Annotated in this window: 30 protein-coding genes and 2 pseudogenes; 9 read left to right on the plus strand and 23 right to left on the minus strand. The window is 36.3% G+C overall.

Features of this window, described 5'->3' with window-relative positions:
* Nucleotides 1-38: 38 nt before the first annotated feature.
* On the minus strand, nt 39-722 hold the full coding sequence (locus tag FH036_RS15850; RefSeq protein ID WP_000868941.1) for a metal-dependent hydrolase: 684 nt from the start codon (nt 720-722) through the stop codon (nt 39-41).
* Nucleotides 723-871: 149 nt separating this feature from the next.
* Here FH036_RS15850 and pepQ point away from each other — a divergent pair, with 149 nt between their 5' ends.
* On the plus strand, nt 872-1969 hold the full coding sequence (pepQ, locus tag FH036_RS15855) for a Xaa-Pro dipeptidase (RefSeq protein ID WP_000994042.1): 1098 nt from the start codon (nt 872-874) through the stop codon (nt 1967-1969).
* Between the two features lie 29 nt (nt 1970-1998).
* On the opposite strand, the gene FH036_RS15860 is transcribed toward pepQ, so the two are convergent.
* Together FH036_RS15860 and FH036_RS27645 are read right to left on the minus strand one after the other, a co-directional pair.
* Complete coding sequence (locus tag FH036_RS15860) at nt 1999-2364, minus strand: DUF3221 domain-containing protein (RefSeq protein ID WP_044790636.1); 366 nt, start codon at nt 2362-2364, stop codon at nt 1999-2001.
* A gap of 20 nt (nt 2365-2384) precedes the next feature.
* A pseudogene (locus FH036_RS27645) lies at nt 2385-2564 on the minus strand (hypothetical protein); the annotation flags it as partial.
* Between FH036_RS27645 and FH036_RS15865 the strand changes: the two are divergent.
* Nucleotides 2556-2831 (plus strand): annotated as a pseudogene (locus FH036_RS15865) (DUF2785 domain-containing protein); the annotation flags it as partial. The pseudogenes FH036_RS27645 and FH036_RS15865 overlap by 9 nt on opposite strands.
* 14 nt (nt 2832-2845) lie before the next feature.
* On the opposite strand, the gene FH036_RS15870 reads toward FH036_RS15865, so the two are convergent.
* The 7 genes from FH036_RS15870 to FH036_RS15900 all read right to left on the minus strand — a co-directional run bounded on the left by FH036_RS15870 (nt 2846) and on the right by FH036_RS15900 (nt 7611).
* On the minus strand, nt 2846-3052 hold the full coding sequence (locus FH036_RS15870; RefSeq protein ID WP_001248905.1) for a hypothetical protein: 207 nt from the start codon (nt 3050-3052) through the stop codon (nt 2846-2848).
* 340 nt (nt 3053-3392) lie between these two features.
* Nucleotides 3393-3737: a DUF6176 family protein gene (locus FH036_RS15875; protein ID WP_001100203.1), complete on the minus strand. Its 345-nt coding sequence runs from the start codon at nt 3735-3737 to the stop codon at nt 3393-3395.
* A 2-nt stretch (nt 3738-3739) separates the two neighbouring features.
* Nucleotides 3740-4528 (minus strand): GNAT family N-acetyltransferase, encoded by a 789-nt coding sequence (locus FH036_RS15880; protein ID WP_139895980.1) that lies wholly within the window; start codon nt 4526-4528, stop codon nt 3740-3742.
* Entirely contained in the window at nt 4525-4857 is a 333-nt protein-coding gene (locus FH036_RS15885; protein ID WP_070806947.1) for a cupin domain-containing protein, read from the minus strand. Before FH036_RS15885 ends, FH036_RS15880 begins: the two co-directional genes overlap by 4 nt.
* A 44-nt stretch (nt 4858-4901) precedes the next feature.
* Nucleotides 4902-5330 (minus strand): hypothetical protein, encoded by a 429-nt coding sequence (locus FH036_RS15890; RefSeq protein WP_000534957.1) that lies wholly within the window; start codon nt 5328-5330, stop codon nt 4902-4904.
* 142 nt (nt 5331-5472) lie between these two features.
* Nucleotides 5473-6606: an alanine dehydrogenase gene (gene ald / locus FH036_RS15895; protein ID WP_001219405.1), complete on the minus strand. Its 1134-nt coding sequence runs from the start codon at nt 6604-6606 to the stop codon at nt 5473-5475.
* A gap of 213 nt (nt 6607-6819) precedes the next feature.
* Nucleotides 6820-7611, minus strand: a complete 792-nt coding sequence (locus tag FH036_RS15900) for an SDR family oxidoreductase (RefSeq protein ID WP_070807324.1) — start codon at nt 7609-7611, stop codon at nt 6820-6822.
* Nucleotides 7612-7758: 147 nt separating this feature from the next.
* Here FH036_RS15900 and FH036_RS15905 point away from each other — a divergent pair, with 147 nt between their 5' ends.
* A complete protein-coding gene (locus FH036_RS15905) occupies nt 7759-8217 on the plus strand; it encodes a universal stress protein (protein WP_001066673.1) in 459 nt (152 codons plus the stop codon).
* Nucleotides 8218-8258: 41 nt separating this feature from the next.
* On the opposite strand, the gene FH036_RS15910 is transcribed toward FH036_RS15905, so the two are convergent.
* Nucleotides 8259-8954, minus strand: a complete 696-nt coding sequence (locus FH036_RS15910; protein ID WP_070806948.1) for a hypothetical protein — start codon at nt 8952-8954, stop codon at nt 8259-8261.
* A gap of 95 nt (nt 8955-9049) precedes the next feature.
* On the opposite strand from FH036_RS15910, the gene FH036_RS15915 reads away from it, so the two are divergent.
* Nucleotides 9050-9229 (plus strand): hypothetical protein, encoded by a 180-nt coding sequence (locus FH036_RS15915; protein ID WP_000342760.1) that lies wholly within the window; start codon nt 9050-9052, stop codon nt 9227-9229.
* 73 nt (nt 9230-9302) lie between these two features.
* Here FH036_RS15915 and argH read toward each other — a convergent pair whose 3' ends face one another.
* The gene (gene argH, locus FH036_RS15920; protein WP_044790641.1) at nt 9303-10691 is read right to left on the minus strand and encodes an argininosuccinate lyase; all 1389 of its coding nucleotides are present in this window, start codon (nt 10689-10691) and stop codon (nt 9303-9305) included.
* Nucleotides 10688-11893, minus strand: coding sequence for an argininosuccinate synthase (locus FH036_RS15925; protein WP_070806949.1), 1206 nt, complete (start codon nt 11891-11893; stop codon nt 10688-10690). Before FH036_RS15925 ends, argH begins: the two co-directional genes overlap by 4 nt.
* 166 nt (nt 11894-12059) lie before the next feature.
* Between FH036_RS15925 and FH036_RS15930 the strand changes: the two genes are divergently transcribed.
* Nucleotides 12060-12377: a hypothetical protein gene (locus FH036_RS15930; protein ID WP_044790643.1), complete on the plus strand. Its 318-nt coding sequence runs from the start codon at nt 12060-12062 to the stop codon at nt 12375-12377.
* 28 nt (nt 12378-12405) lie between these two features.
* Here the strand turns inward: FH036_RS15930 and FH036_RS15935 are convergent, their stop codons facing one another.
* Nucleotides 12406-12600: a hypothetical protein gene (locus FH036_RS15935; RefSeq protein ID WP_044790644.1), complete on the minus strand. Its 195-nt coding sequence runs from the start codon at nt 12598-12600 to the stop codon at nt 12406-12408.
* Nucleotides 12601-13443: 843 nt separating this feature from the next.
* Between FH036_RS15935 and FH036_RS15940 the strand changes: the two genes are divergently transcribed.
* Nucleotides 13444-14106: a YitT family protein gene (locus FH036_RS15940; RefSeq protein ID WP_001244530.1), complete on the plus strand. Its 663-nt coding sequence runs from the start codon at nt 13444-13446 to the stop codon at nt 14104-14106.
* A 31-nt stretch (nt 14107-14137) separates the two neighbouring features.
* Here the strand turns inward: FH036_RS15940 and FH036_RS15945 are convergent, their stop codons facing one another.
* Nucleotides 14138-14971: an EcsC family protein gene (locus FH036_RS15945; RefSeq protein WP_044790645.1), complete on the minus strand. Its 834-nt coding sequence runs from the start codon at nt 14969-14971 to the stop codon at nt 14138-14140.
* A 136-nt stretch (nt 14972-15107) separates the two neighbouring features.
* On the opposite strand from FH036_RS15945, the gene FH036_RS15950 reads away from it, so the two are divergent.
* Together FH036_RS15950 and FH036_RS15955 are read left to right on the plus strand one after the other, a co-directional pair.
* Entirely contained in the window at nt 15108-15743 is a 636-nt protein-coding gene (locus tag FH036_RS15950; RefSeq protein ID WP_139895981.1) for a DUF1796 family putative cysteine peptidase, read from the plus strand.
* Nucleotides 15744-15967: 224 nt separating this feature from the next.
* Nucleotides 15968-16402, plus strand: coding sequence for an NUDIX hydrolase (locus tag FH036_RS15955; protein ID WP_000283489.1), 435 nt, complete (start codon nt 15968-15970; stop codon nt 16400-16402).
* A gap of 23 nt (nt 16403-16425) precedes the next feature.
* Here the strand turns inward: FH036_RS15955 and ackA are convergent, their stop codons facing one another.
* From ackA to FH036_RS15980, 5 genes are all read right to left on the minus strand, one after another.
* Complete coding sequence (gene ackA, locus FH036_RS15960; RefSeq protein ID WP_139895982.1) at nt 16426-17619, minus strand: acetate kinase; 1194 nt, start codon at nt 17617-17619, stop codon at nt 16426-16428.
* A gap of 299 nt (nt 17620-17918) precedes the next feature.
* Entirely contained in the window at nt 17919-18905 is a 987-nt protein-coding gene (locus tag FH036_RS15965) for a class I SAM-dependent methyltransferase (RefSeq protein ID WP_044790647.1), read from the minus strand.
* 197 nt (nt 18906-19102) lie between these two features.
* Nucleotides 19103-19603, minus strand: a complete 501-nt coding sequence (gene tpx, locus FH036_RS15970) for a thiol peroxidase (RefSeq protein WP_000024530.1) — start codon at nt 19601-19603, stop codon at nt 19103-19105.
* 134 nt (nt 19604-19737) lie between these two features.
* A complete protein-coding gene (gene ytfJ / locus FH036_RS15975; protein WP_000350002.1) occupies nt 19738-20133 on the minus strand; it encodes a GerW family sporulation protein in 396 nt (131 codons plus the stop codon).
* A gap of 12 nt (nt 20134-20145) precedes the next feature.
* Entirely contained in the window at nt 20146-20784 is a 639-nt protein-coding gene (locus FH036_RS15980; protein ID WP_041184147.1) for a DUF2953 domain-containing protein, read from the minus strand.
* Nucleotides 20785-20989: 205 nt separating this feature from the next.
* Between FH036_RS15980 and FH036_RS15985 the strand changes: the two genes are divergently transcribed.
* Entirely contained in the window at nt 20990-21793 is an 804-nt protein-coding gene (locus FH036_RS15985) for an NAD kinase (RefSeq protein WP_000785168.1), read from the plus strand.
* Between the two features lie 193 nt (nt 21794-21986).
* Here the strand turns inward: FH036_RS15985 and FH036_RS15990 are convergent, their stop codons facing one another.
* From FH036_RS15990 to mbcS, 3 genes are all read right to left on the minus strand, one after another.
* Nucleotides 21987-23555, minus strand: coding sequence for an amidohydrolase (locus tag FH036_RS15990; protein WP_139895983.1), 1569 nt, complete (start codon nt 23553-23555; stop codon nt 21987-21989).
* 87 nt (nt 23556-23642) lie between these two features.
* The gene (locus FH036_RS15995) at nt 23643-24074 is read right to left on the minus strand and encodes a VOC family protein (RefSeq protein ID WP_070806953.1); all 432 of its coding nucleotides are present in this window, start codon (nt 24072-24074) and stop codon (nt 23643-23645) included.
* A 103-nt stretch (nt 24075-24177) separates the two neighbouring features.
* Entirely contained in the window at nt 24178-25764 is a 1587-nt protein-coding gene (gene mbcS / locus FH036_RS16000) for an acyl-CoA synthetase MbcS (RefSeq protein ID WP_044790649.1), read from the minus strand.
* Nucleotides 25765-25882 lie beyond the last annotated feature (118 nt).

Below are 25882 nucleotides of genomic sequence, written 5' to 3' on the forward strand. Positions count from 1 at the left end.
AACCCTTCACTTGTCGTTTCAAATGAAGGGTTTCTTTTTTATAGTGTAATACTTTCTCCAGCTTCTAATACTTTCCCTGTACAATTTTGTAGCTTTTCGACAAATTGATATGGATCTTGTTCAATTACTGGGAACGTATTGTAATGCATCGGTACAACAGTTTTCGCCTGAACCCATTTTGCTGCTAAAACAGCATCTTTTGGTCCCATTGTGAAATTATCACCAATTGGTAAAAATGCTACATCAATGTTATTTAATTCCCCAATTAATTTCATATCAGAGAATAGAGCAGTATCCCCTGCATGGTACAAAGTCTTCTCTTCTGCTGTAAATAAAATACCCGCTGGCATACCTGTATATGTAATCGTCTTATTTTCTTCATCAATATAACTAGAGCCGTGGAATGCTTGTGTAAACTTCACTTTTCCGAAGTCAAATTCATGTGAACCACCAATATGCATCGGATGTGTATTTACACCTTGCCAACTTAAAAATGTCGCTAGTTCAAATGGTGCCACTACAACCGCATTATTTTTCTTCGCAAGTTCTACTGTATCTCCAACATGATCACCATGACCGTGTGATAAAAGAATCGCATCTACTTTTACATCTTCAGCCTTTAAATCTGTTTTTGGATTTCCTGTTAAAAACGGATCAATTAAAATTACTTTTCCATTCGTTTCAATCTTTACAACTGAATGCCCGTGATAAGATACTTTCATTATTACATTCCTCCCCTTATTACATTCTCACTTTTTATTCTACATGATTTTTCAATTCCCTGTCTTTTCTAACATCTATTTACTTGTCATAACACTTTCTTCCGAGTTAAAGTTATATTTGTAATTAAATATCTCGGGGGTGCCAATCGATGAATGCTAGATTAGAAAATTTAATGCAATGGCTAAAAGAAAAAAACGTTGAAGCTGCGTTCTTAACTTCTACACCGAACGTCTTCTACATGACAAACTTCCACTGTGAACCACACGAAAGACTTCTTGGTATGTTTGTATTCCAAGAGAAAGAACCTATTTTAATTTGCCCTAAAATGGAAGAAGGCCAAGCACGTAACGCTGGCTGGGCACATGAAATTATCGGATTTACTGATACTGACAGACCATGGGATATGATTGCAAAAGCAATTAAAGACCGCGGTATCAATGCAAATGCAGTTGCAATTGAAAAAGAACATTTAAACGTAGAGCGCTACGAAGAATTAACAAAATTATTCCCAAATGCAGCTTTCACGTCAGCTGAGGAAAAAGTTCGTGAACTTCGTTTAATTAAAGACGAAAAAGAACTTTCTATTTTACGCGAAGCAGCTAAAATGGCAGACTATGCTGTTGAAGTTGGTGTAAATGCAATTAAAGAAGATCGTAGCGAACTAGAAGTATTAGCAATTATTGAACACGAATTAAAAACAAAAGGCATACATAAAATGTCATTTGACACGATGGTATTAGCAGGTGCAAACTCTGCTCTTCCACACGGTATTCCAGGTGCAAACAAAATGAAACGCGGCGATTTCGTACTATTTGATTTAGGCGTAATCATTGACGGTTATTGCTCTGACATTACACGTACAGTGGCATTTGGCGACATTTCTGAAGAGCAAACTCGCATTTACAACACTGTACTTGCTGGACAACTACAAGCAGTTGAAGCATGTAAACCAGGTGTTACACTTGGCGCAATCGACAACGCTGCTCGTTCTGTTATCGCAGATGCAGGTTACGGCGACTTCTTCCCGCACCGTCTTGGTCACGGACTTGGAATTAGCGTACATGAATATCCAGATGTAAAAGCTGGTAACGAGTCTCCATTAAAAGAAGGTATGGTCTTCACAATCGAGCCAGGTATTTACGTACCAAACGTAGGTGGTGTTCGTATTGAAGATGATATTTATATCACAAAAGACGGATCAGAAATTTTAACGAAATTCCCGAAAGAATTACAATTTGTAAAATAATAAAAAAGGCAGCGTGAGTGCTGCCTTTTTTATTTCTCTACTACTTCAAACTTCTCTACAATCATTTTTGCGGGATAGCTTTCAAGCATTTGAGAAGACCATACTTTTATTTTATCCCCTGTTTTTAATTGATCATATGCATCTTTATCCTTAAAAATTAGTACTATATGTGATGGATAATCTTGATTCATTTGTTGTTCTATATAATTTTGCAGCTCTACTTTCGTTTCAAACGTTTTACCACCGATAAAAAACACCGTACCATCTCTTAGTATGACATACCCTTCTTCAGGTACTTTTTTTACTGCTACTTGCTCTACTCGTTTTGTAGTACACGCTGATAATATGGTTAGAAATACAATTATAAACATTAATTTTTTCATATACCTATTCATTTTTAACTCCTTACTCAAGGCTATTTCAAATTTAACACCATCTTCTCCTCATACTTATCATCCCATTTAATCACAACCTCTATCGGTTCATCTTTAGATAAAGGCGCACAACTTATACAAGATGATTTCATTTCAATCTTTGCTCCTTTATGAACTTCTGACGTTTGTGTCATTGTACGAAAGGTTTCATTTACAAATATGAAGAAGACGAGCGCCTCGTTTATCCGATTGTCGCAATGCTACAAAATGGTCTAAAGGAAGAAGCTCTCATATTAGCCCTTCATAATTTAGTAGCTCAATTACCCGTCCAAAAACAAACATTACATATTAAATCGTATGAGTACTTATACGGAAATATAAAATCTTTCTTACGCAGCTTATTTTTCAGACTACGCACACTGTCTATATGTAAAGAAACCGAATGCGAAATTGAAAAATTGCTACAAGAGCTTCCAAAATATTATTAAAAAAAGAAGGCCACTTAAAAAGTGCCTTCTTCTATTTCACTAATATTTAATTGAAATTTCACGATCCAAACTGAGAAAAGGTGGACAAGAAGCGCAAACGCCATACATGCTCCGCTTAAAAAAGTTAGTATAGGATGCGAATACACGTGCCCTAATCCATAGGATATCGCCACGAAAAACATAGTTATGTAAATATAAATTGCTCCATGTATTTGCCTCATACAAACCTCCTTTTCCCATAGTATAACATAAATTTTCTGATTATTCACATTAATAGACTGTAATTAATATTTCTCAACTGTTACACCTCTAACAGCAGCCTTAATATATGGTGCTCCTTGTAAACTTTGTAAATCCTCTGTTTTTCCTGTTACAACTACAACGTATATGGGTAGATTTTTTGGTTTAAAGTTTTCACCTTGTTATAGTTTCCCCTAAATTTTTTTAATATCCCTCGTTTTTTTCACTTAAAGATATCTAAATACAGCTTTTCTTCAAAGTTTTTTTCAAGATAAAAAAGCACACCTACCTTGATGTGCTTCTCCCAAAAATACTATTCTATTATTTCATCGCGTCCTTCACAACATCTTGAATCATAACGACTTCTGTTTTCATTTCAACAGACGGTACTTCCTCATCAATACATTCATACCAAAATTCCAAGTGCTTTTTATCAATTTCATGATGAGAATTTTCGACAAGAGCCCCGCCTTCTCCTTGCACAGAATACCAATATAAGTACTCTTCTCCATCTCTTATTTCCCGGAAAATTGTCTCAACGTACATCTTTTCGTCGTTTAATGTCAAAAGTACTTCTTTCATATTGTCATTCAGAAGCTGCAACCATTCATCTACACGATGACTTTTACCAGGCTTCACTTTAAATCTCGTTAATTCCACATTCATTTTTATTCCCCCGTTTTCTTCCGTACAAATAATCTATATTCTATTGGATTATGAAAACTTAATTTGCTAGCTAATTTTCGCGAAGAAATATTGTCTACATAACAATCCCAACACGGTGTAATATCATTTTGCATGCAATGCTCAATGAACCGCGTCGCAACAGCTTGAGCTAACCCTTTCCCTTGATATGCTTTATGCGTCACAATATCAATTTCAGCAAATCCGTTTCCACTAAATATTGAAACACATTCCGCTACAATTATTCCCTCTAGTTCTATACAAAATCCAAAACCATCGTTTAAAAATGTTTCTTTTGATCCCCAATATTCTTTGTAGTACTCCTCTGTAAATTCACTGCTTCGTTCTATATATCTTCTATTAATACGCTTCACTTCATATGTATTTTTGTTACAATCCCGTTTTCTCTCTTCAAAGATTACGCTTTGAAACTTCATTCGCGGGATGTTTCGAAGTACATGACTAAAACGTTCTTCTATCATCATTTCCCACTTGTCACTCGAAGAGAACAATGTAAATCTCTTCTCTGTTTTTTCGATAGCCTTTTTTATAAACGAAAATAAATCTTCGTTGTAATTTTGATCATCAGTATGACCAAATAAATAATAAATGCCATTCGCTGTACGAATTAGTCCTGCTGTTAACTTCTCGTTTACAAAAACATCACCATCTATCACTTGATCACATACCGCATAAGCAAACGTCGTCGTTTTTGTATGGCTTTCTAAAATCGGAAGGATTTTTCTATACTCAGCTACAGATAATTTTTTCATAATTGCTCCACTTTAATCGTATCCGCCTCTATATGTTCAAAACAAAGATTTACCGTTCTCTTTAATGCTCTCGTTCTATGAATCGTGCATGCTGGAATTAAGATAGAATCATTCGGATTTAAAACCGCTGTTTCTCCATCTTCAAAATCGATAAGTAATTCTCCCTCTAGTACAATAAATAATTCATCCGAATTAGAATGATAGTGCCAATCGTATTCACCAGTAAATACAGCGATTCGTAAGCAATGACTATTTACATTTGAAACGACGAAGTTTTTATGTTGATCTTGAATGTCTTTTGTTAATTCTATTAAGTTCACAGATTCCATCTTTCGTCTCACCCTTTCATTAGTCGTTCTTCTGAAAAACTAACTTAGTCTCCACCACCTCCGCAATCTCCTCCACCATCACTTGAGCTGCTACAATCGTTGCTACTATAGTCACCAAATCCGCTTGATGAACTTGAAGCGGATGAAGATTTTTTATTCCTTTTTCTTTTCTTATCTTTCTTACTTTCATGACTAGGCCATACTGTATCAAATAGTACAGAGAATAAGACTAATTGTATTGCAACAAGGAGAAATTCTAAAATACTCTCAATAATATTAGGAGTTATCTCCAAACTGTAAAACACTCCAAATGAATACATACACAAAATTACATACAGAGCCATACAAATATACCGAAATGTTTTTTCTATCATAAGAACTACTTTTTTTGAAAGAGGTATATTCTGTTCCTGTTTTTTCTTTATGTACTTTTGTCTTTTAGCTTGCTTTTGCTTCCTCTTTTTACTCCCCATCCAATCCCCTCTTTTTATTATATAATTCTAAATTATCACAATAAAAATCGATTTACACCAATAAATAACAATTATTCACATGTTATTTCCCCATATAAAAAAGACCCTCCTTATGAAAAGGAAGGTCTCAAATGTATTTCTATTATGATAAAGCAGGAGCTTTTTCAAGTAGCTCTTTCGCATCAGCATATTGTAAGCCATGAGCTTCTGCAACTGCTTCGAATGTTACATATCCATCTAATGTATTAATACCTTTTAGTAATGCAGTGTTACCTAAGCAAGCATCTTTGTAGCCTTTGTTCGCAATTTGTACTGCATATGGTACTGTTACGTTTGTTAATGCAAGAGTTGATGTACGTGGAACCGCACCTGGCATATTAGCAACTGCATAATGAACAACGCCATGTTTTTCGTAAGTTGGGTTGTCATGAGTTGTAATACGGTCAGTTGTTTCGAAAATACCACCTTGGTCAATCGCGATATCTACAACGACAGAACCTGGCTCCATTGATTGAATCATTTCTTCTGTTACAAGTTTTGGCGCTTTTGCACCTGGAATTAATACTGCACCAATAACAAGATCAGATTCTTTTACGGCTTCTGCGATGTTGTATGGATTAGACATTAACGTTTTTACTTGGTTACCAAAAATGTCATCTAGTTGACGAAGACGTTCTGCACTTAAGTCGATGATTGTTACATCTGCACCTAAGCCTACTGCGATCTTCGCTGCGTTTGTACCAGCTTGACCACCGCCGATAATTGTTACTTTGCCGCGTTTTACCCCTGGAACGCCTGCAAGTAAAATACCTTTACCACCTTTGTTTTTCTCAAGGAATTGTGCACCGATTTGTGCAGACATACGACCTGCTACTTCACTCATAGGTGCAAGTAATGGTAGTGAACGATTGTCTAATTGTACTGTTTCGTATGCAATTGATACGACTTTGTTATCAATTAATGCTTTCGTTAATTCTGGTTCTGGAGCTAAGTGTAAGTATGTGAATAAAATTAAACCTTCACGGAAATAGCCGTATTCACTTGCTACTGGCTCTTTTACCTTCATAACCATATCTTGATTCCATGCTTCTTCAGCAGTTTCAACAAGTTTCGCACCAGCTTGTACGTATTCTTCATCTGTAAAGCCAGATCCTAAACCTGCTCCTTTTTGAACAAAAACTTCGTGACCATTTTGTACTAAATGTACTGCTCCCGCTGGCGTCATTGCCACGCGGTTTTCATTGTTTTTAATTTCTGTTGGAATACCGATACGCATGATTAGTTCCCCCTTGAGTTATGAAATGACCCCTGAATCATTTTTTAAAGCGCTTTCTACGCTCTTATATTTTAACATAATATCTCAATATTTGACAAAAAATAATGCGAGTTTTCCGATAGATTTAATCTTACATGAAAGGACAGTATTATCCGCACCTCTTTGCATACAGGATAAACTGTCCAATTATTCGAAACTTCACTTTATTTTTCTCTATCGATGTCTATGAATAACATCAACTGCACCAGTCACTTCAATAATTGTACCGGTAATCATATCGGAATCGTCCTCACATAAAAACGCAATCGTTCTTGCGATATCTTCACCTGTTCCAGATCTACCAATTGGTGTGTTACGTTCTTTCAACTGACGTGCTTCTTGAATTGTCGCTTCTTTCATATCACCAATAATATCACCAGGACATACCATGTTTGCAGTAATACCATATTCTGCTTCTTCATAAGCCACTGTTTTCGTTAATGAAACAAGTCCTACTTTCGCTGCTGCAAAAGCTGAACGATAAATCCATCCCGGTGCACTATCTGCCCCTTGGAATCCATAATTAATAATACGGCCAAAGTTCTGTTTTCTCATAACCGGAACGACAAGTTTCAACAAATGAAATACCGCTGTTAAATTACCCTGAATCATTTCATTCCATTCATCTTCTTCATAATCGACTAACTTTTTTCGTTCAAATACATATGGACCAGCATTATTAATTAAGAAATCAATTTTGCCAAAACGGCTTATCGCTTCTTCTACTATTTTATGTAAATCTTCTTTTTTCGTGACATCCGCTTGCACGAATTGTAGACGCTCTTCCATATTTTTATATGTTTCTTTCATTTTTTTCATAGCCGTGATATCGCTATGATACGTTACTGTTACTGAATACCCTTTAGCCAATAACTTCTCTGTTACTTGCTTTCCTAAACCTTTCGTACCGGCTGTAATGAGCACGTGTCTCACAAAACGGCCCCCTTTTAAATTGCTATAGTTCATATGTAACAAGTTCTCGCACCAATTACAACTAAAATGAATTGAAACAGAGTTTTCGAAATTCTGTAACGTTTCTGGCAAGCACATTACCAAAATTTGTTTTATAATAAAGTTGTAAACGGTAATAAAAATGATTGGGAGGAATTTACTATGAATAATACATATACAAATATTTTAATCGCGGTGGATGGTTCTAAAGAAGCAGAAAAAGCCTTTAAAAAAGCAATTCAAGTCGCAAAACGCAACAATGCAACATTAACTATTGCTCATATCGTTGATGTAAAAGCATACTCAGCAGTAGAAGCTTATAGCCGTGCAATTGCTGAACGTGCAAATCTATTTGCAGAAGACTTATTAGAAGACTACAAAAAAACTGCGCTTGAAGCTGGCCTTGAAAAAATTGAAACTGTATTAGAATTTGGTAATCCTAAATCAAAAATTTCAAAAGAAATCGCTCCAAATCATAAAGTAGATTTAATTATGTGTGGTGCAACTGGTTTAAATGCTGTTGAGCGTTTCCTAATTGGTAGCGTCTCTGAACATATTATTCGCTATGCGAAATGCGATGTCCTTGTTGTTCGTGGTGATGAGGAGCAAGGTGAGCTTTAATTTATAAATAAAACACCAAGTCCAGATGGGCTTGGTGTTTTTCATTTCACATATTTTACTAGAAATACAAGACAAGCTATAACAACAACGGTAATTGCTAACACATAAGGCGGAAGAAACTTCAAAGACCACAATGCCATCATAATCGTAGCTACTGTTAAATAAGATTGCCTTGCATCTTCTGTCATTTTTTTACGAAGGCATAAAACGTACAAATAACCAATTGGCGGCGTAATAAAGCAAAGAACATATATGATTTTAGATTTCAAATACCATTTTTGTTCCCCGAGTTTCTTTATATCTTCTTCTATTCTCTTATGCTCTCGTTCTCTCGCTTCTTCTACAAGTGGATCTTCCTCTTCTCCTCGCTTTTCTTTCATATAAGGAAGAAAATGCATGAAAAAATAATATGCAAATACGAACGCTCCAAATCCAATATTTAATCTTTCTAATGGGATATTCTCACTAAAAAAAGTAGCAGCAATCGCTAAAGTAAAACAATACGTCGTCATCCAAAATGAACGTTTTCTCTTTTTTCGTTCCATTTCATTTTTATCTTGTACATGTTTTCTTTTCGAAAGCCATATTGAAATACAGCAATCTACTATAAATAGAGTAAAGATAAATATCCCAACGTGTACTGTTTCTACATCCTTAAATGAAAATACGATTGGGAATGCAACATGTACTACAACCAACGTATACAAAATTAACCCTATAAAATAAATACGTCTCATTTTCCATCCCTTTCTTATTTCCTAACATTACATTAACATACATTTTTTAGAAGTAAACGGACAAAATATATATGTTGAAAAAAGGAGGCTGCTACATGGATGATTCTGAACGCATTATTTTAGATGTGAATGGGAAAGAAATCGAAATGTTAGATACGATTCGTACTCATTTTAAAGAAAAACATGGTGTGGAACTAAGTAATGGTGCATTACTACGAGATTTGATGGATATTGAGTATATTCGAATTACGGAAGATCGGCATAAGTATGATTGATTTTAAGCTATAAAAATTACAAAAGAAGGTACACTTCCCTCTACTAAGGTTAGCGTACCTTCTTTCTAATCAATCAACTTCCCACAAACTCTCCAACTAATCCCTTCGCCTTCTCCAAAGCTTTTTCAATCTGTTCAAACCCTGTCCCACCAGCACTGTTACGACGCTTTACAGCTGCATATGGTAACAGCACTTCATACAAATCTTCTTCAAATAGCGAGCTCATTTCTTTATACGTTTCAAGTGGGACATCTACTAAATAAATCCCTTTTTGTGTACAGTGTAGCACTAGCTTCCCAACAATTTCATGAGCTTGACGGAATGGTAGTCCTTTACTTGCTAAGTAATCGGCAATTTCTGTTGCGTTAGAGAAATCTTGCGTTACAGCTTGCCCCATTTTTTCTTTGTTTACAGTCATCGTCTCTAGCATGCCTGCCATAATATGAAGGCATCCTTCTACTGTTTTTACTGTATCGAACATTCCTTCTTTATCTTCTTGCAAATCTTTATTGTAAGCGAGTGGTAATCCTTTCATTACTGTAAGTAAACTAAATAAATTACCGTATACTCTGCCTGTTTTACCACGAATAAGTTCTGCCATATCCGGGTTTTTCTTTTGCGGCATAATGCTGCTTCCCGTTGCGTATTGATCGCTCATTTCAATAAATTGAAACTCTTGGCTACTCCATAAAATAAGTTCTTCACAAAAGCGTGATAAGTGCATCATGAGCATAGATGAGTTACTTAGGAACTCCAGTATGAAATCACGATCGCTTACTGCGTCTAAACTATTTTCATAGATTCCATTCAATCCAAGAAGCTCCGCGCTATATTCTCGATCAATCGGGAATGTTGTCCCAGCTAACGCTCCTGCTCCTAATGGGGAAATGTTAATACGCTTTAACGAATCTTCATAACGGTTCACATCGCGCTCTAACATCCAAAAGTAAGCGAGAATATGATGTGCAAATGAAATCGGCTGCGCACGCTGCAAATGCGTATAACCAGGCATAATCGTTTCAATATTATTTTCTGCTTGATGAACAAGAACAGTTTGCAATTGTTTTGTAGCTTTTATAATATGTTCTACTTTTTCTTTCAAATATAAATGCATGTCAGTCGCTACTTGATCGTTACGGCTTCGGCCAGTATGAAGTTTCCCTCCTACTTCACCGATTTTTTCAATTAACATCTTTTCGATATTTAAATGAATGTCTTCCGCTTCAACTGAAAAATGCAATTTATTTTGTTTCGCTTCTTCTAATAAATATTGAAGACCTATCTTTATTTTTTCGGCTTCTTCTTTCGTAACGATGCCTTGCTTTGCTAGCATCGTTACGTGTGCAATACTTCCGTTTATATCTTGATTTACTAACTGTTGATCGAAGGAGATGGATGCTCCGAACTCTTCAACCCATGCTTCCGCTTCTTCTGTAAAACGTCCGCCCCAAAGTTTGCTCACGCTTCCACCTTCTTTTGGTTCACTTGGCTGTATACTTTTGTCGGTAACCCGAATAATGAAATGAATCCAACTGCTGCATCATGATTAAATTCATCCTGAGCAGTATATGTTGCTAATTTTTCATCGTATAAAGAGTACTCAGATTTACGTCCTTCTACAATTGCATGACCTTTAAATAATTTCACACGCACCATGCCTGTTACATTCTTTTGCGTTTCTTGTAAGAAAGCATTCAGCGCTTGTTTTAAAGGCGAGAACCATAAACCGTTATAAATAAGTTCTGTTATTTTTTGCTCAATCATCGGTTTAAAATGCGCTACTTCTTTTACGAGTGTTAAATCTTCCAGTTCCTTGTGCGCCGTAATTAAAGTCATCGCTGCTGGGCATTCATATACTTCACGCGATTTAATACCGACAAGACGATTTTCTACGTGATCGATACGTCCAACGCCATGTTTTCCAGCAAGTGCATTTAACGTTTTAATTAATTCTGAGAGTGGGTATGCAATACCATTTAAAGTCGTCGGTACGCCTGCTTCAAAGCCGATTTCTACAAACTCTGGTTTATTCGGTGTATCTTCTAATGCTAATGTCATCTCATATGCATCTTCTGGCGGTGCTGCCCATGGATTTTCTAAAATGCCACATTCATTACTGCGTCCCCATAAGTTTTGATCGATTGAAAATGGGCTGTCTAAATTAATCGGAATTGGTACATCGTTTTCTTTTGCATAGGCAATTTCTTCTTCACGTGACCATTTCCATTCACGTACAGGCGCAATCACTTCTAAGTAAGGATTTAACGCTTGAATAGAAACTTCAAAACGAACTTGATCATTCCCTTTCCCTGTACATCCGTGTGCCACTGCAGTCGCTCCTTCTTGTTCTGCAATCTCTACTAATTTCTTCGCGATAAGCGGACGTGATAACGCTGAAACGAGAGGGTATTTCCCTTCGTATAACGTGTGCGCTTGCATCGCCATCAATGCATATTCATTTGCAAATTCTTCTTGAACATCAATCATATATGATTTAATTGCACCTACTGAAAGTGCCTTTTCTTTTACAAATGCTAAGTCTTTACCTTCCCCTAAGTCTAAACAAAGCGCGATAATATCATAATTCTTCTCTTGTAACCATTTAATTGCAACGGAAGTATCAAGGCCTCCAGAATATGCTAATACAACTTTTTTCTTCTCCATTTTGCATCCCCCTAAAGAATAAATATTCATTTTCTTTTATAATAATTCACACTTTAACACCTTTTACAAAATGTATCAAGAGTCATTTTCAAATTTTTTCAAACAATTTCGTCGAACTTCTTTCTGTTTTTTTGTACAATATAAGCAGGAAAACGGGGGTGAACTTATGGAAAAGTATTTCTTATACGATGAACATCTCGGAATTGAAGTTCCGCATTTACAAGAAGACTGGGAAGATATCCCCGAAAAAATGCAACATGCGATTTTATTAAAATGGGAACAAGTTCGCGGAAAGATTCCTGATCGTATAAAAGAACTCGAACATTATATTAATGCAAAACAGCATCATTTAAATAACGAAGAAGACTTCGAAATTTCTTGCAAACTGAATTCAGAAATTGCCGATCTCGCTTCCATCATTAATGACCTTTGGCTTTGGTATCGACTCACTCAACATGTATCTGAGGGGAAAGCACACCAATAAAAAAAGCATGCCCCTCAATTACTTCGGGTCATGCTTTTTTGTCGTAACACGATTTACAATATATTTCTTGTGCTGTTTTTGCCAAACACACATCAAATGGACCAACTAATATACTTCTTTCTTTCGGCAACTTTACAAAAGCAATAAGCTCTTCTTCATATTGAATCTTTTTCTGACATGAAGCACATGTTAACTCTTTTCTTTTAAACATGTCTTTTAGCATATTCTCACTCTCCTCTTCATCTATCTATATTAATATACTCTCATAATAGTTAAAACTTGTAAAAACATGACACATTATAAAGTAAATGATTCATATACTATGTACAAAAGGAGGCCTTACACTTATGCGCGCTTTCGTTATTATCGCTTTAACTTTTTTAAGTGTGATTAGCTGGGATGCGTTTTTTAAAGATAAAAATACAACTGAATAGAAACTCTTCTTTTCTTACTTATTGGACAAACTAAAAAAAACTGTCCAATTCTCCAAAATAACTTAGGCTTTTCTACAAAAATATTTAAACATAACAATTTTTGTAGATTTCCTCCGTTTATTGTCGGTTTCCATCCGCATACATTTTTTGAAAGTATGATATAATAATATAAATCTTGAAGGAAGGGATTTTGATATCATGATCGCTCGAAGGAGCATGTGGCATCGTATTGACGAATCATACACGTAGCGTATTTTCCAGCTCAGATACTTTAGTCTAGCGAAAAAAATACGAGAGTGGGGAAATTATGATTGCCCGAAGGATAATTTGGCAAAAAAAAGACTCTTCTTACACATAGCGTTTTGTTTAGGGCTTAATTGTTACTAGCTAAACAAAACAAAGAAGAGCAGGATTGCTAAATGAAGAATCCTACTCCACGTTTTGTTTAGTCGTTTTAAGACTTAAACTAAAACGAAAGTAGGGAGAATTGATGGACGAGAGGATTATTCGTTATTTCTTCAGCGACATATAGCGTAGTTAGTTTTTTCGTAAACTAACTGAAGCTACATGTGAGCTCGTAGTTAGTTTACAACACAAAAAAGGAATACTAACTACGGAAAGAAGGAATAACGATGAGGAACATCCAAAGTCGACAAATTATTAAAGAAGTTTTTATGGTTTTAATCGGTTCATTTATTTTAGCAGCAGCGCTATATCACATTCACTTCCAAAATCACTTAACAGAAGGTGGCTTTGTAGGTATCGCACTATTCATCCAAAATTTTTATGATATTTCACCATCTATTTCAACTGTAATGATGGATATCCCAATTATTCTACTATGCGCTTCATTGTTAGGTAGAAAAATGGTTGGCTATTCATTCTTAGGTTCAATTTCATTCGGAGTATTTTATTCTCTTATGGAAAATTATTCTCCATTTACGGTCGATTTATCAAATAATTTATTTATAGCTGCAGTAGTTGGCGGTGCGTTAGCTGGTATTGGACTCGGTTTTATATTGCGATTTGGCGGTGCAACCGGTGGAGACGATATTTTAACAATTGTATTAAGTAAAAAAACACGTTTTACAATTGGGCAAATTTTCTTCGTCTTTGACGCGATTGTTCTTGCGCTTTCATTATATTATTTAAATTGGACAGAAATTGCTTTTACTATTCTTTCGATTGCCGTACAGGCAAAAACATTGGATTTAATTTATTATCCAAAAACAGAAAAAGCAGAAGAAAAGCAGCCAGTATCTATTCCACTGTCCAAAAAGCATGCAACAAATTAAAAAAGCGAAAGGCTTCGGCCTCTCGCTTTTTTTATGCTCTTTTTTCCTTCTCGACTATGTGGCGCACTTGATAAAATCTATTTGCAAATTCAGTAACGTTTCTTGTTAAACGATAATTCACTGTAGACCCGATTGCCATTCCAATTACCGGAATACCTTGGAATAATTTACGACGAAGGGCATAAATCGAAAATGTTTTCAAAATTTGTTTTAAAATAATTTCAGTAGAAGCTGGTTGTAACACCGCTTCATCTCCTTCGTAGAAGAAGGAATCTTCTTGTTCTAGCTCTTGCAGTAAATTGTACCATGCGTATTGCTGAAGTCTTCCTGGTAGTAATGACGCATGAAATACCTTTAACGCAATCATCATTTCATACGGCTTGTTCACATCATGCCCAAATGACGTTGCAATAAGTTGGACAGCCTTCACATTTAACGCAATCATAACCGGAAAATCAGCTGTTAATAATAATAAACCTCCAGCACCCGTTGCTCCGCCTTGTACGAATGAATATAGGCGATGGCGTGCTGTTTGCTGCTCTGCTATGTATGTTAATTGATCAATAGATAATGCTTTTAAATCCTCTAGTTGCTCAATCGATTCATCAAATAATCTCGATGTTCCTAAAATACGATTACGCGCATCTAACTGTGATTGTGAACTTTGAATCAATGCATGCAAATGAAAGAGCCATCCATCTGCTTTCGTAAAGAAATCTTTTCGTTTTTTCTCAGGTAGTTTCGCAATTGTAGTATGTACCCATTTATCAAACAGTTTTTGAAAATCAGTCGCTTCTTGCTCAACTAATTGCGATTCCCATTCTTTTATATTGTCTAAAATGGCTTGTTCTCGCTTCGATCGCATCGTAACAACCACCTCGTTCGATTTTTTTCTATTGTAACATATTTCTGCTTATTCTTTGCAAATATGCTTGTCTATCTTTATTCACATACCACTTTTAGTGACATAAAATATTAACAAAAAGGATGAGATAAATCACATGAATCTATCCGATATAAAAAAAGAATATCATGCAGTATTCAGTTTAGGACAAAACTGCTGGCCTGCTTGGGCGTTATATCAATTCAAATTATCACCATTTTTTGGCGTTATTGATTTTATGCTAAGCCCATCATTAGAAAGGGTGAATATATTATTACAAAATCAATTTGACCGTTTTTTACAGTTAGAAAACTTATCCTTCATCTCATTTTGGGATGATGATGCGAAATTAAGACTACGGGACAATCTATATGAAATCGACTCCTGCCACGACTTTAAAACAGATGTAAACACACCAACTTCTTGGCCTTCTTATACAGAAATTAAGTTAAATTATGAGCACCGAATTAATCGTTTTCTAACAACAATTGACACAGCACAATCCATATTATTTATTCGAACTGGAGGAACATACGAAGAAGCACGTTCCTTGGAACACATTTTATCTCAAATCGTTACACATACATTCTCTGTCCTACTACTCATTCCTGAAGATGTACCAACTGTTACGGAAGAAGATTGGGGATTGCAAAATATTTGCGTTATAAAATGTCCTATTATGGATGTATTTCAGTACAATGAAACATTTTGGAATGACTTATTTAATGGCATCGTAATTCGACCACATTCTTAAATACACGACACTTTTATTACGCAATACATTATAATCATCCTTATACAAAATAAAGTGAAACTTTAATCAGTGGGGTTTTTGTTCATCCCCCACTGATTATTAGCCCTCACCAATCGGACTTTTACGGACAGCCCGCCCCCCCACCTAACTTCTTTGCTTCCGCTGAATTTTGAGGTGGGGGTCTTACTGCCCGTTAAAGCGGGATAAATAAGGAGTGATTGTATATGTATCCACGTGCAAAAGCTTTCGGTCTTGCTTTACATCACGAGCGGCTTCTCGTACAAGAATATCATACAGACGATGAAACATATTACCGGCCTCTTGGCGGTTCAATTGAACTTGGTGAAAAATCAGCACATACCGTTATTCGTGAATTTCAAGAAGAGCTTCATACAGAAGTGGAAATCACTGCTTATTTAGGTTGCTTAGAAAACATCTTTCATCTTGATGGAGAAATTGCTCATGAAATCATTCAGTTATATTCTTTACGCTTATTAGACACGTCACTATATGGAATGGAAGTACTGAATATACAAGATGAACAAACAGTATCGTATGCGAAGTGGATTCCCATTACAGCATTCATTCAGGAGAAAAAAGCACTATATCCAGATGGAATTTTAAACTATATCCAAAAGAAAAAAGACGAAATCCTATAGGATCTCGTCTTTCTTTTCATATATTAACCAATGTTTCCAAGACGTAGTACGTCACGAGCGATCATAACTTCTTCGTCAGTTGGAATTACAATAATTTTTACTGGAGAATGTGGGAAGTTGATGAATGCTTCCTCACCGAATATGTTATTGCGTTTTGCATCGAAGTATACGCCCATGTATTCAAGGCCTTCTAATACGCGTTCACGAATAATCGCACTGTTTTCACCTACACCAGCTGTGAAGATGATTGCGTCTACACCTTTCATACGAGCAGTGTAAGAACCGATGTATTTGTGGATACGGCTTACGAATACATCAAGTGCTACTTTCGCACGGTGATCGCCTTCTTCTTCTTTCGCAATGATGTCACGTAGGTCACTAGAGTAACCAGTAAGACCTAACATACCACTCTTCTTGTTTAATACGTTAACTACTTCTTCTACTGTTTGGCCTGTTTTTTCCATGATGTATGGAATTAACGCAGGGTCAATGTTACCAGAACGTGTACCCATTGTTACACCAGCAAGTGGAGTGAAGCCCATAGAAGTATCGATAGATTTACCGCCTTCTACTGCTGCGATACTTGCACCGTTACCTAAGTGACAAGAAAGTAAGCTTAAGCTTTCAAGTGGACGACCTAATAGCTCAGCTGCACGCTCAGTTACATATTTATGAGAAGTTCCGTGGAAACCGTATTTACGGATGCCGAATTTTTCATAGTACTCATATGGTAAGCTGTATAGGAATGCAGATTCCGGCATTGTTTGGTGGAATGCTGTATCGAATACTGCTACTGCTGGTACGTTTGGTAATACTTCTTGGAATGCTTTAATACCAACAACGTTTGCTGGGTTGTGAAGTGGTGCTAAATCGCTTAATTCTTCGATATCAGCTAATACTTCATCAGTAATTAGAACAGAGTCAGCAAATTTTTCGCCGCCGTGAACAACACGGTGACCGATACCGCCAATCTCATCTAGAGATTTAACGATTCCGTTTTCAGTTAATTTTTTAAGAAGCATATTAACTGCTACTGCGTGATCTGGAATGTTTGTAATTTCTTTTTGTTTTTCGCCATCTACAGTAATAGTGAAGATACTATCTTCTAAACCGATACGTTCTACTAAACCTTTTGTTAATACTGTTTCACTTGGCATTTCAAATAATTGGAATTTTAAGGAAGAGCTTCCTGCGTTAATCGCGATGATTTTTGACATCTAGTCTTTCGCCCCTTTTTCTCTTGGTAGTTGTGTGGATGTTTCCACAAACCGCTCGATTTTATCTGATCAAATTTACTAAATATGAAAACGTTTCATCATTAGTAAATTTTATACTCACGATTTTAATTTAAACATCGTACGACATATATTTCAAGTGAAAAAATTGTAACACCAAGAAAAAAAATATATTACAGATTTCAAAAAAATTCAGTTAAATCTTGTATATATTTAAAAATATGACATATCATATAAAACTGTACTACATGAATTACTAGCCCTGTTACATATACCTAGCCTTATTTATGCGTTGCAAACCAAGTATTTAATTGGTCCATAATGTCCTCCATCGCCTTCATGTTGGAGAATTTAGGTAACTCCACTAATAACGCCTGTTTTGGCATCGTTACACTAGGGCCTTTCTTTTGGAGAACAAATATACTTTTTGCATTTTTCTCGTTTTTAAACATGGAAACAGGTAGCTGTAATAACCCCTGAATAAAGCATGTTTCTTTAATAAACGCATGCAATTTCGGTGCTTGATCACTTTCAAAAATGAAGTTCGGTACTAGGAAGAATAAGTATCCGCCTTCTTTCGTATGCTTCACACTTTGTTCAATAAATAGGTGGTGGGCATATGACATTCCTTCATCTGCTTTTAACTTATATTCACTTGCACCGATTTCATTTGGATAGTAACCAACCGGTAAATCTGAAACGACTGCATCAACTGGATCGATATAAAGCGGTGCTAGTCCATCTTGATGGAAGAATTCGATTGCATGCTTTTGTAAATTCGCATTTACTAAAGCAAGTTTAATTAGCACTTCGTCCACTTCTACACCAAATCCACTCATCGTAATGTTTTCTTGAGCACTATTGAAAACTGTCGTCATCAAGTTACCCGTTCCAATTGCAGGGTCTAACACAGTAATTTCATTTTGACCCTTCATAAATTTATGGAATAAGTAGCTCATGAACATACCAACTGCATCAGGCGTCATTTCGTGATTCGCTTGTACGCCTTCCTTCATTCCTTTTAAGATGGCTAACTGAAATGCTTTACGAATTTCTTCACCTTTATATGTTTCTTCATTAAACGTACTATATTCACGATTCAGCATTTCAATTGCTGATTCTGATAATTCCTCTTGTAAAATCGCTCCTTCAAACAAGTTATCCCCTGTTTCTACAAGCGCCTCTAAATATGTTACATCTAATTCTTTACGTAAAACTACCGCAGAAGAATCAAAAATAGAAAATAAAGTTTCTACTGTCTGACTCACGTACATTCCTCCTTCTCTCTTTTACACATAACTTATATCATACCATAATCTGATTTTTTCCCAAAAGAAAAAGCGACCTCTTTTTTAGAGCTCCCTTTTTAGTGATGTATGATGTAACGTCTTCTCTCGTATATCGATTCCATATAGCAATATATGAGAGAAGACGACCTCTTACAAAGAGGTCATCTTCGTTCACATTATTTTGCAGCTTTTGCTGCTTCTAATGCTGCTTCATAGTTTGGATGGCTTGTACCTTCGCTTACGTATTCTACGTAAACTACTTTGTCATTGCTATCTACTACGAATACTGCACGAGCAAGTAAACGAAGCTCTTTCATTACTAAGCCGTAAGCTTCACCGAATGAAAGGTCACGGTGGTCAGAAAGTGTAACAACATTTTCTAAACCGTTTGCTGCACACCAACGTTTTTGAGCAAATGGTAAGTCAACGCTAATTGTTAATACTTTCGCGTTTTCAATACCTGCTGCATCTTGGTTAAAACGACGTGTTTGTGCATCACACACACCTGTGTCGATTGAAGGTACAACACTAATTAATTTCACTTCACCTTTGTATGTTTCTAAACTTACTGGAGATAAGTCATTTGCTAACACTTGGAAGTTTGGCGCTTGATCGCCAACTTTAACTTCTGTTCCAACTAAAGTCATTGGGTTACCTTTAAAAGTTACGTTTGCCACTTGAAAATCCTCCCTTATTTAAACAAAATATGTACAATGTAAATGATAGTTTGTCCCTATCGATAATGCAAATAAAATCGCTTTATTTACAAAAAAATTAAAGAAGCTAATCTATTGATCAGCTTCTTTATTCGTTAAATTTGAAATTCAGGATCGTCTTCTTTTCGTTTATCCATCATTTCTTTCACTTTATCAACAGCTTGTGGCGCTAATTCAATTATTTTATCGATGACGTGTGTTTGCTTATCTAAGTGCAACACTTTTACGCCTTCTCCATTTATAACAAGAAAAGCAACAGGATTAATAGAAACTCCTCCACCGCTTCCCCCGCCAAATGGATGGCGGCCTGAATGTTCTATTTTACCAAATTCACTTCCACCAGCCGCAAATCCGAAGCTAACTTTTGAAACGGTAAGAATTACACTTCCATCAGCAGCTTTAATTGGATCGCCGACAATTGTATTTACATCAGTCATTTGTTTTAAATGCTGCATTGCAGTTGTCATTAAACCTTGAATTGGATGGTCCATTCTATATCCCCCCTATGCTTGAACAGATTTTTCTGTCGTACCAGATCTTTGTCTTCTCATAAACACGAGTAATTTCACCGCTGTTTTTATAGTACGGAATATACGAAAAGATGCTGTTAACTCACATCTTGATGCAAATCCTTTCCCTTGAAAAACAGGAGTAATTTCAAATTCTGGTACGTCGACAATATGCATATATTGTCCTACAACTCCAGCAGCCATCCCTTTTGTCCCCCATGCATATCCGGTGACAATTCCAGTACTAGCTGCGTCGCCTGCTCCAATTTGCGTATGCCATTTCCAACCATTGATTTTCACTCGTTTGAGAAAATCTTTAACGATAGTATGAACTTCTTGCAGCTTTTTTATCAGTTCCCCCATACTATCAAGTTGTGCCATAATTTTATTATCAATTCCGCCGTCCTCTTCAGCTTTTTCGATTTTTTGTCCTGTTTTCTTCTGCTGTTTTTCAATTCTTTCCAACACATCAAATGTATATCGGATCATCCATATTTTCACTTGAAGCAAACATTGCTTTTCCATTTCTGAATATAAAAATGTCACTTTAAGCTTTATTTTCGACAATAGTATAAACAAAATAAAAAGGAGAAGAATTATTATTCCAATTATGAGCCACTTCATACGTATCATCCTTTCACTCCGTACCCATTATCGACAACTTTATTCATCATTAAACAGAGTTTTATAAGATTGAATATAAAAATTTTTCTAAAAATAAAAAGGTATTTTGACAATTTATATCGAAATATATTATTTGAACATATCGTCAGGGAACGGACTCTAATGATATGTAGCACGAAGCATAGAAAATTTAACTGCAGTGGAGGGATACATAATGGCAGATCGTCGCAATTTATTTTTCTTTTATGGTGATGACAAAGCAAAGCTCGTTGAAAAAATGAAACCAATCTATCGTATTTTAGAAGAGAATGGATTCACCATATTAGATCATCCAAAAAATGCAAACGCTATCGTCAGTGTTGGAGATGATGCAACTTTCTTACAAGCCGTTCGTAAAACTGGTTTTAGGGAAGATTGCTTATACGCAGGGATTTCTACGAAAGATGAAATTTCATTCTACTGCGATTTCCATATTGATCACGTTGATACAGCCCTTCAAGAAATTACAAAAAATGAAATTGAAGTGCGAAAATATCCAACAATTGAGGTAGATGTAGATGGTAGCACATCTTTCCATTGTTTAAATGAGTTCTCATTACGTTCTAGCATTATTAAAACGTTCGTTGTAGATGTTCACGTTGATGATTTATATTTCGAAACTTTTAGAGGTGACGGTTTAGTTGTTTCTACCCCAACAGGAAGTACAGCTTACAATAAATCGTTACGTGGTGCAGTTGTTGATCCGCTTATCCCTTGCTTCCAAGTAAGTGAATTGGCATCTTTAAATAACAACACATATCGTACACTTGGTTCACCGTTCATTTTAAATCACGAACGTACATTAACTTTAAAACTAAGACCAGACGGTAACGATTATCCTGTTATCGGCATGGATAACGAAGCGCTTAGCATTAAACAAGTGGAAAAAGCTGTTGTACGCTTAAGCGATAAACAAATTAAAACAGTTAAATTAAAAAACAACTCTTTCTGGGAAAAAGTACAGAGAACGTTTTTATAGTATTAAAATAACCGTAGAATTATGGTGGCCCATAATTCTACGGTTATTTATTTACCCCGATTGGCGCGAGCAACAACCTCTCGCTATCCGGCCGATATTCTTGTCAGTTTTTGTCGATAAGTCGATATATTTTAATAATCGCTGATATATTTCGAGTTACGGTCGATATATTTCAATAATCGCTGATATATTTTTACGCATCTTTTCTATAGACGACTCGGCCATCTATTACGGTCATTTCTGCCTGTACTTCTTTTATTTCTTCTGCCTCTATTTCAAAAATATCGCGGTCTAATATCGTAAAGTCTGCTTCATATCCTTTTGTAATTTGCCCTCGCTTCGCTTCTTTTCCAATCGCATAGGCACTTCCTGTTGTAAATAAAGAAACAGCCTCATATACCGTTAATCTTTCTTCTGGCATATAACATAAACCGTCAATAAAACTTCTACGTGTAACAGCGCTATATATACCTAGAAACGGATTTACTTGTTCAATGGGTGCGTCAGAACCACCGTTGCAGTGTAACCCTGCTTCTAGTAACGTTTTCCACGCGTATGCATAACGGAGACGATGCTCGCCTAGTTTTTCAATGACTGACGGGAAGTCCGATGACAGAAAGACGGGCTGAATATCGATAATAGCCGGCAAATATTTCATTCTCTCAATCAACTCTTCACGAGCGAGCTGACAATGAATAATGCGGTCGCGTAATCCTTTTGCTGGTGGATATAATTCAAGTGCATCAATGACATATTCAAGAGATAAATCACCGATTGTATGAATCGCAACTGGCATATGTAAGTCTCGTGCTTTCTTCACTAACTCCGCAAGCTCTTTGCGCGAGAAGATTGCAACTCCATTTGTTTCCTGCGCATCTTCATACGGTTCACTTAATAAAGCTGTTCTTCCGCCAAAAGAACCGTCAGAAAAAATTTTCATCGCACCAAATTCAATATAATGCTCATTTTCATATTCTTTTCGTTCCTGTGCTACTTCATGGTGAACGAGTAAATGTGCTTTAAATGGCATTTCCTTTATGACATGAGAAAACGCATTGTGCGTTTTTCTAAAACCACCGTAATAATTTAAATCTTCCGTATGCCCACCAACGAGACCATATTGCCAGCAATCTTTAATCGCTGTTTGCAAAGCGCTTTGTAAATAAGCTTCATCAATTTCAGGCTGCACATGTTTAATTAAATCTTGTCCTTGTTCATATAAAAGCCCTGTTAACATATTTGATGAATCACGGCCAATTTTCCCGCCTTTTGGGTCTTGCGTCATTTCTGTTATGTTCGCTTCTTGCAATATGTATGAATTCACCCATGTAACGTGACGACAAACTCGCTTTAATAAAATGGGATGTTCTTTCGAAATTTCATCTAAATCACGTACATGAACTTGCTTTGTATCTGTAAAATTATTTTCATTCCAGCCTTCTCCAATAATCCAAGAACCTTTTGGTGCTTCTTCTACTCGTTTCCGAACAAGAGTCAGCACTTCACTGTAAGATGTACAATTTGATAAATCTAGACGAAGTAACCTCTCTCCATGCCCAATAAGATGCATATGACTATCAACGAGACCTGGAATCATCGTTTTGCCTTCTAAATCGTGCAGCTTCTCCGTAACATATCGATCTTCTAACGCTCGTTTCTCCCCTATATCAACAATCTTGCCATTTTCAACGTAAACAGCACCCACTTTCTCGTTTTCTTCTCTCATCGTGTAAATGGTGCCGCCATACCAAATTTCCCCCATATACTCATCCCCTTTTTCCTTAAGTCTACGAAATTCATTCGTATAAAAAAAGCACCATTTCGATTAAAAATGGTGCTTTTCCAAAAATTACTTTTGTTCAGTAGTAGACGTTGTAATTTGCCATTCAATGCTAAATTTATCTTTTAGTTGTCCGTATGCTGGGCTCCAGAACGTTTCTTGAAGGGGCATAATAACTTCGCCACCTTCTTGTAACTTATCGAATACTTCTTTCGCTTTTTCCGCGTTACTAATTTGAATTGCGATTGTTACTTGAGATCCAATTGCATGCCCTTGACCTGGGAATGTATCAGAAATCATAAGATCCGTATTACCAACTTTTAAAGTAGCGTGTAAAACGCGTTCTTTCGCTTCAGCTGGAACCGGGTATTCTGGATTTTCAGGCATATCACCAAAAGTTTGCATGACTTCCACTTTTGCATCTAACGCCTCTTTATAAAACTGTACAGCTTCTTGCCCACTACCATCTAAAACTAAGTACGGATTAATACCTAAAATCATACGGACACCTCTTTTTTTAATTTATAAAATCGAACTTGTGTTCGTTTTTTATATTATCATTGTTTGCCATTTCATTCAACTATTTCCTTCACTGTTTTCAAATTTATTTTGACGGAATCTCCATCTCTTGTTTTCTAAGTTCAATACGGCGGATTTTTCCAGAAATCGTTTTTGGTAGTTCATCTACAAATTCAATTTTGCGAGGGTATTTATATGGTGCAGTAAGTTCTTTGACGTGTTGTTGGAGTATTGGAATTAATGTTTCTTCGTTCTTTTCTATATTCTCTCTTAATACGATAAATGCCTTCACGACACTTCCGCGAATTTCATCAGGACTTGCGACAACCGCACATTCTCTCACGTAAGGGTGCTTTACGAGCGCATCTTCTACTTCAAACGGCCCGATTGTATAACCAGAGCTAATAATAATATCATCACCGCGCCCTTCAAACCAGAAATAGCCGTCTTCATCTTTCTTCGCTTTATCGCCAGTAATATAATAATCACCGCGGAATTGCATCGCTGTGCGCTCATCATCTTTATAATATTGTTTAAAGAGGGCTGGTGTTTCAATGTGAACCGCAATATCACCAACTTCGCCTACCCTTACCGGCATCCCTTCCTCATCTACAATATCAACGTGGTTGCCTGGCGTCGGTTTCCCCATTGATCCTGGTCTAATATCCATCCCTTTCATTACACCAACAAGCAATGTGTTTTCCGTTTGCCCATAGCCGTCTCTCACTGTAATATGAAAGTGCTTTTGGAACGTTTCAATGACTTCTCTATTTAACGGCTCACCTGCTGATACAGCGCTATGTAACGCTTCTAAATTGTACTCGCTTAAATTTTCTACCTTTGCCATTAATCTATACTCAGTTGGCGTACAACAAAGCACATTCACCTTATTATCGTCTAATAAATTTAAATACGTTTTTGGTTCAAACTTACCGTGGTATACAAACCCTGTTGCCCCCGAGCCTAGAGTTGCTAAAAACGGGCTCCAAATCCACTTTTGCCATCCTGGACTAGCCGTTGCCCATACAACATCATTCTCTTCAATTCCGAGCCAATTTGGAGCGCTCGTACGTAAGTGAGCATATGCCCACGCATGCGTATGAACAACACCTTTTGGATTTCCTGTCGTTCCTGACGTATACGATAAAAAGACCATATCTTCTTTATCTGTCTTTGCCATCTCTAACATGTCACTTTCTGTTTCTAACGCTGTTTTTAAATTCATCCATCCATCTACTGACTGCTCGCTCAGAACGAATTTTTGAAGAGATTCCATCGCTTCTATATCATCAAATTGTCCAATGTAAGGCTCATAACTTACGATTGCTTTTACTTCCCCGTGTCCAATGCGGTATTCAATATCCTTTTTGCGTAACATTTCCGAACTCGGAATTACGACAAATCCTGCTTTAATCGCAGCGATATACGTCATGTATGCTTCAATTAAACGCGGCATCATAATGAGGAGCTTGTCCCCTTTTTGCAGACCACTCTTTATAAAAGCGTTTCCAATTTTATTTGCACCTTTCATTAACTCAGCGTATGTAACTTCTCGTCGATTCCCTTTATCATCTTGCCAAATTAAAGCAAGCTTCTCTTTATCACCTGTATATTTCTCTATTTCAGAAACTAAATTATAAGACGGTGGTGCCAACAATTCCTCTCTCTTCATAAACATCCTCCTTTTTCTTTATGCCTCCCTTATATAATAAAGAATTTTCTGTCAATTTTGAACCCTCTTCTTTTGACAAATTTTTCAGTTCTGTCGAATTGGTAAATGAAATTATATG

This window comes from Bacillus sp. CD3-5, from assembly GCF_006349665.1.
Taxonomy (GTDB): Bacteria; Bacillota; Bacilli; order Bacillales; family Bacillaceae_G; genus Bacillus_A; species Bacillus_A paranthracis.

Coding starts and splice junctions, on each gene's coding strand:
- ald (WP_001219405.1), bottom strand. CDS start 6,606: ATGCGTATCGGTATTCCAACAGAAATTAAAAACAATGAAAACCGCGTG.
- FH036_RS15945 (WP_044790645.1), bottom strand. CDS start 14,971: ATGCGATCGAAGCGAGAACAAGCCATTTTAGACAATATAAAAGAATGG.
- FH036_RS15950 (WP_139895981.1), top strand. CDS start 15,108: ATGAATCTATCCGATATAAAAAAAGAATATCATGCAGTATTCAGTTTA.
- FH036_RS15905 (WP_001066673.1), top strand. CDS start 7,759: ATGAATAATACATATACAAATATTTTAATCGCGGTGGATGGTTCTAAA.
- FH036_RS15930 (WP_044790643.1), top strand. CDS start 12,060: ATGGAAAAGTATTTCTTATACGATGAACATCTCGGAATTGAAGTTCCG.
- FH036_RS15880 (WP_139895980.1), bottom strand. CDS start 4,528: ATGAAAAAATTATCTGTAGCTGAGTATAGAAAAATCCTTCCGATTTTA.
- ytfJ (WP_000350002.1), bottom strand. CDS start 20,133: ATGGACCATCCAATTCAAGGTTTAATGACAACTGCAATGCAGCATTTA.
- FH036_RS15915 (WP_000342760.1), top strand. CDS start 9,050: ATGGATGATTCTGAACGCATTATTTTAGATGTGAATGGGAAAGAAATC.
- FH036_RS15985 (WP_000785168.1), top strand. CDS start 20,990: ATGGCAGATCGTCGCAATTTATTTTTCTTTTATGGTGATGACAAAGCA.
- FH036_RS15955 (WP_000283489.1), top strand. CDS start 15,968: ATGTATCCACGTGCAAAAGCTTTCGGTCTTGCTTTACATCACGAGCGG.
- ackA (WP_139895982.1), bottom strand. CDS start 17,619: ATGTCAAAAATCATCGCGATTAACGCAGGAAGCTCTTCCTTAAAATTC.
- FH036_RS15925 (WP_070806949.1), bottom strand. CDS start 11,893: ATGGAGAAGAAAAAAGTTGTATTAGCATATTCTGGAGGCCTTGATACT.
- FH036_RS15875 (WP_001100203.1), bottom strand. CDS start 3,737: ATGAATGTGGAATTAACGAGATTTAAAGTGAAGCCTGGTAAAAGTCAT.
- mbcS (WP_044790649.1), bottom strand. CDS start 25,764: ATGAAGAGAGAGGAATTGTTGGCACCACCGTCTTATAATTTAGTTTCT.
- FH036_RS15890 (WP_000534957.1), bottom strand. CDS start 5,330: ATGGGGAGTAAAAAGAGGAAGCAAAAGCAAGCTAAAAGACAAAAGTAC.
- FH036_RS15900 (WP_070807324.1), bottom strand. CDS start 7,611: ATGAACTATAGCAATTTAAAAGGGGGCCGTTTTGTGAGACACGTGCTC.
- FH036_RS15940 (WP_001244530.1), top strand. CDS start 13,444: ATGAGGAACATCCAAAGTCGACAAATTATTAAAGAAGTTTTTATGGTT.
- FH036_RS15935 (WP_044790644.1), bottom strand. CDS start 12,600: ATGCTAAAAGACATGTTTAAAAGAAAAGAGTTAACATGTGCTTCATGT.
- FH036_RS15990 (WP_139895983.1), bottom strand. CDS start 23,555: ATGGGGGAAATTTGGTATGGCGGCACCATTTACACGATGAGAGAAGAA.
- pepQ (WP_000994042.1), top strand. CDS start 872: ATGAATGCTAGATTAGAAAATTTAATGCAATGGCTAAAAGAAAAAAAC.
- FH036_RS15860 (WP_044790636.1), bottom strand. CDS start 2,364: ATGAATAGGTATATGAAAAAATTAATGTTTATAATTGTATTTCTAACC.
- FH036_RS15995 (WP_070806953.1), bottom strand. CDS start 24,074: ATGATTTTAGGTATTAATCCGTACTTAGTTTTAGATGGTAGTGGGCAA.
- FH036_RS15870 (WP_001248905.1), bottom strand. CDS start 3,052: ATGAGGCAAATACATGGAGCAATTTATATTTACATAACTATGTTTTTC.
- FH036_RS15910 (WP_070806948.1), bottom strand. CDS start 8,954: ATGAGACGTATTTATTTTATAGGGTTAATTTTGTATACGTTGGTTGTA.
- FH036_RS15850 (WP_000868941.1), bottom strand. CDS start 722: ATGAAAGTATCTTATCACGGGCATTCAGTTGTAAAGATTGAAACGAAT.
- FH036_RS15980 (WP_041184147.1), bottom strand. CDS start 20,784: ATGATACGTATGAAGTGGCTCATAATTGGAATAATAATTCTTCTCCTT.
- FH036_RS15885 (WP_070806947.1), bottom strand. CDS start 4,857: ATGGAATCTGTGAACTTAATAGAATTAACAAAAGACATTCAAGATCAA.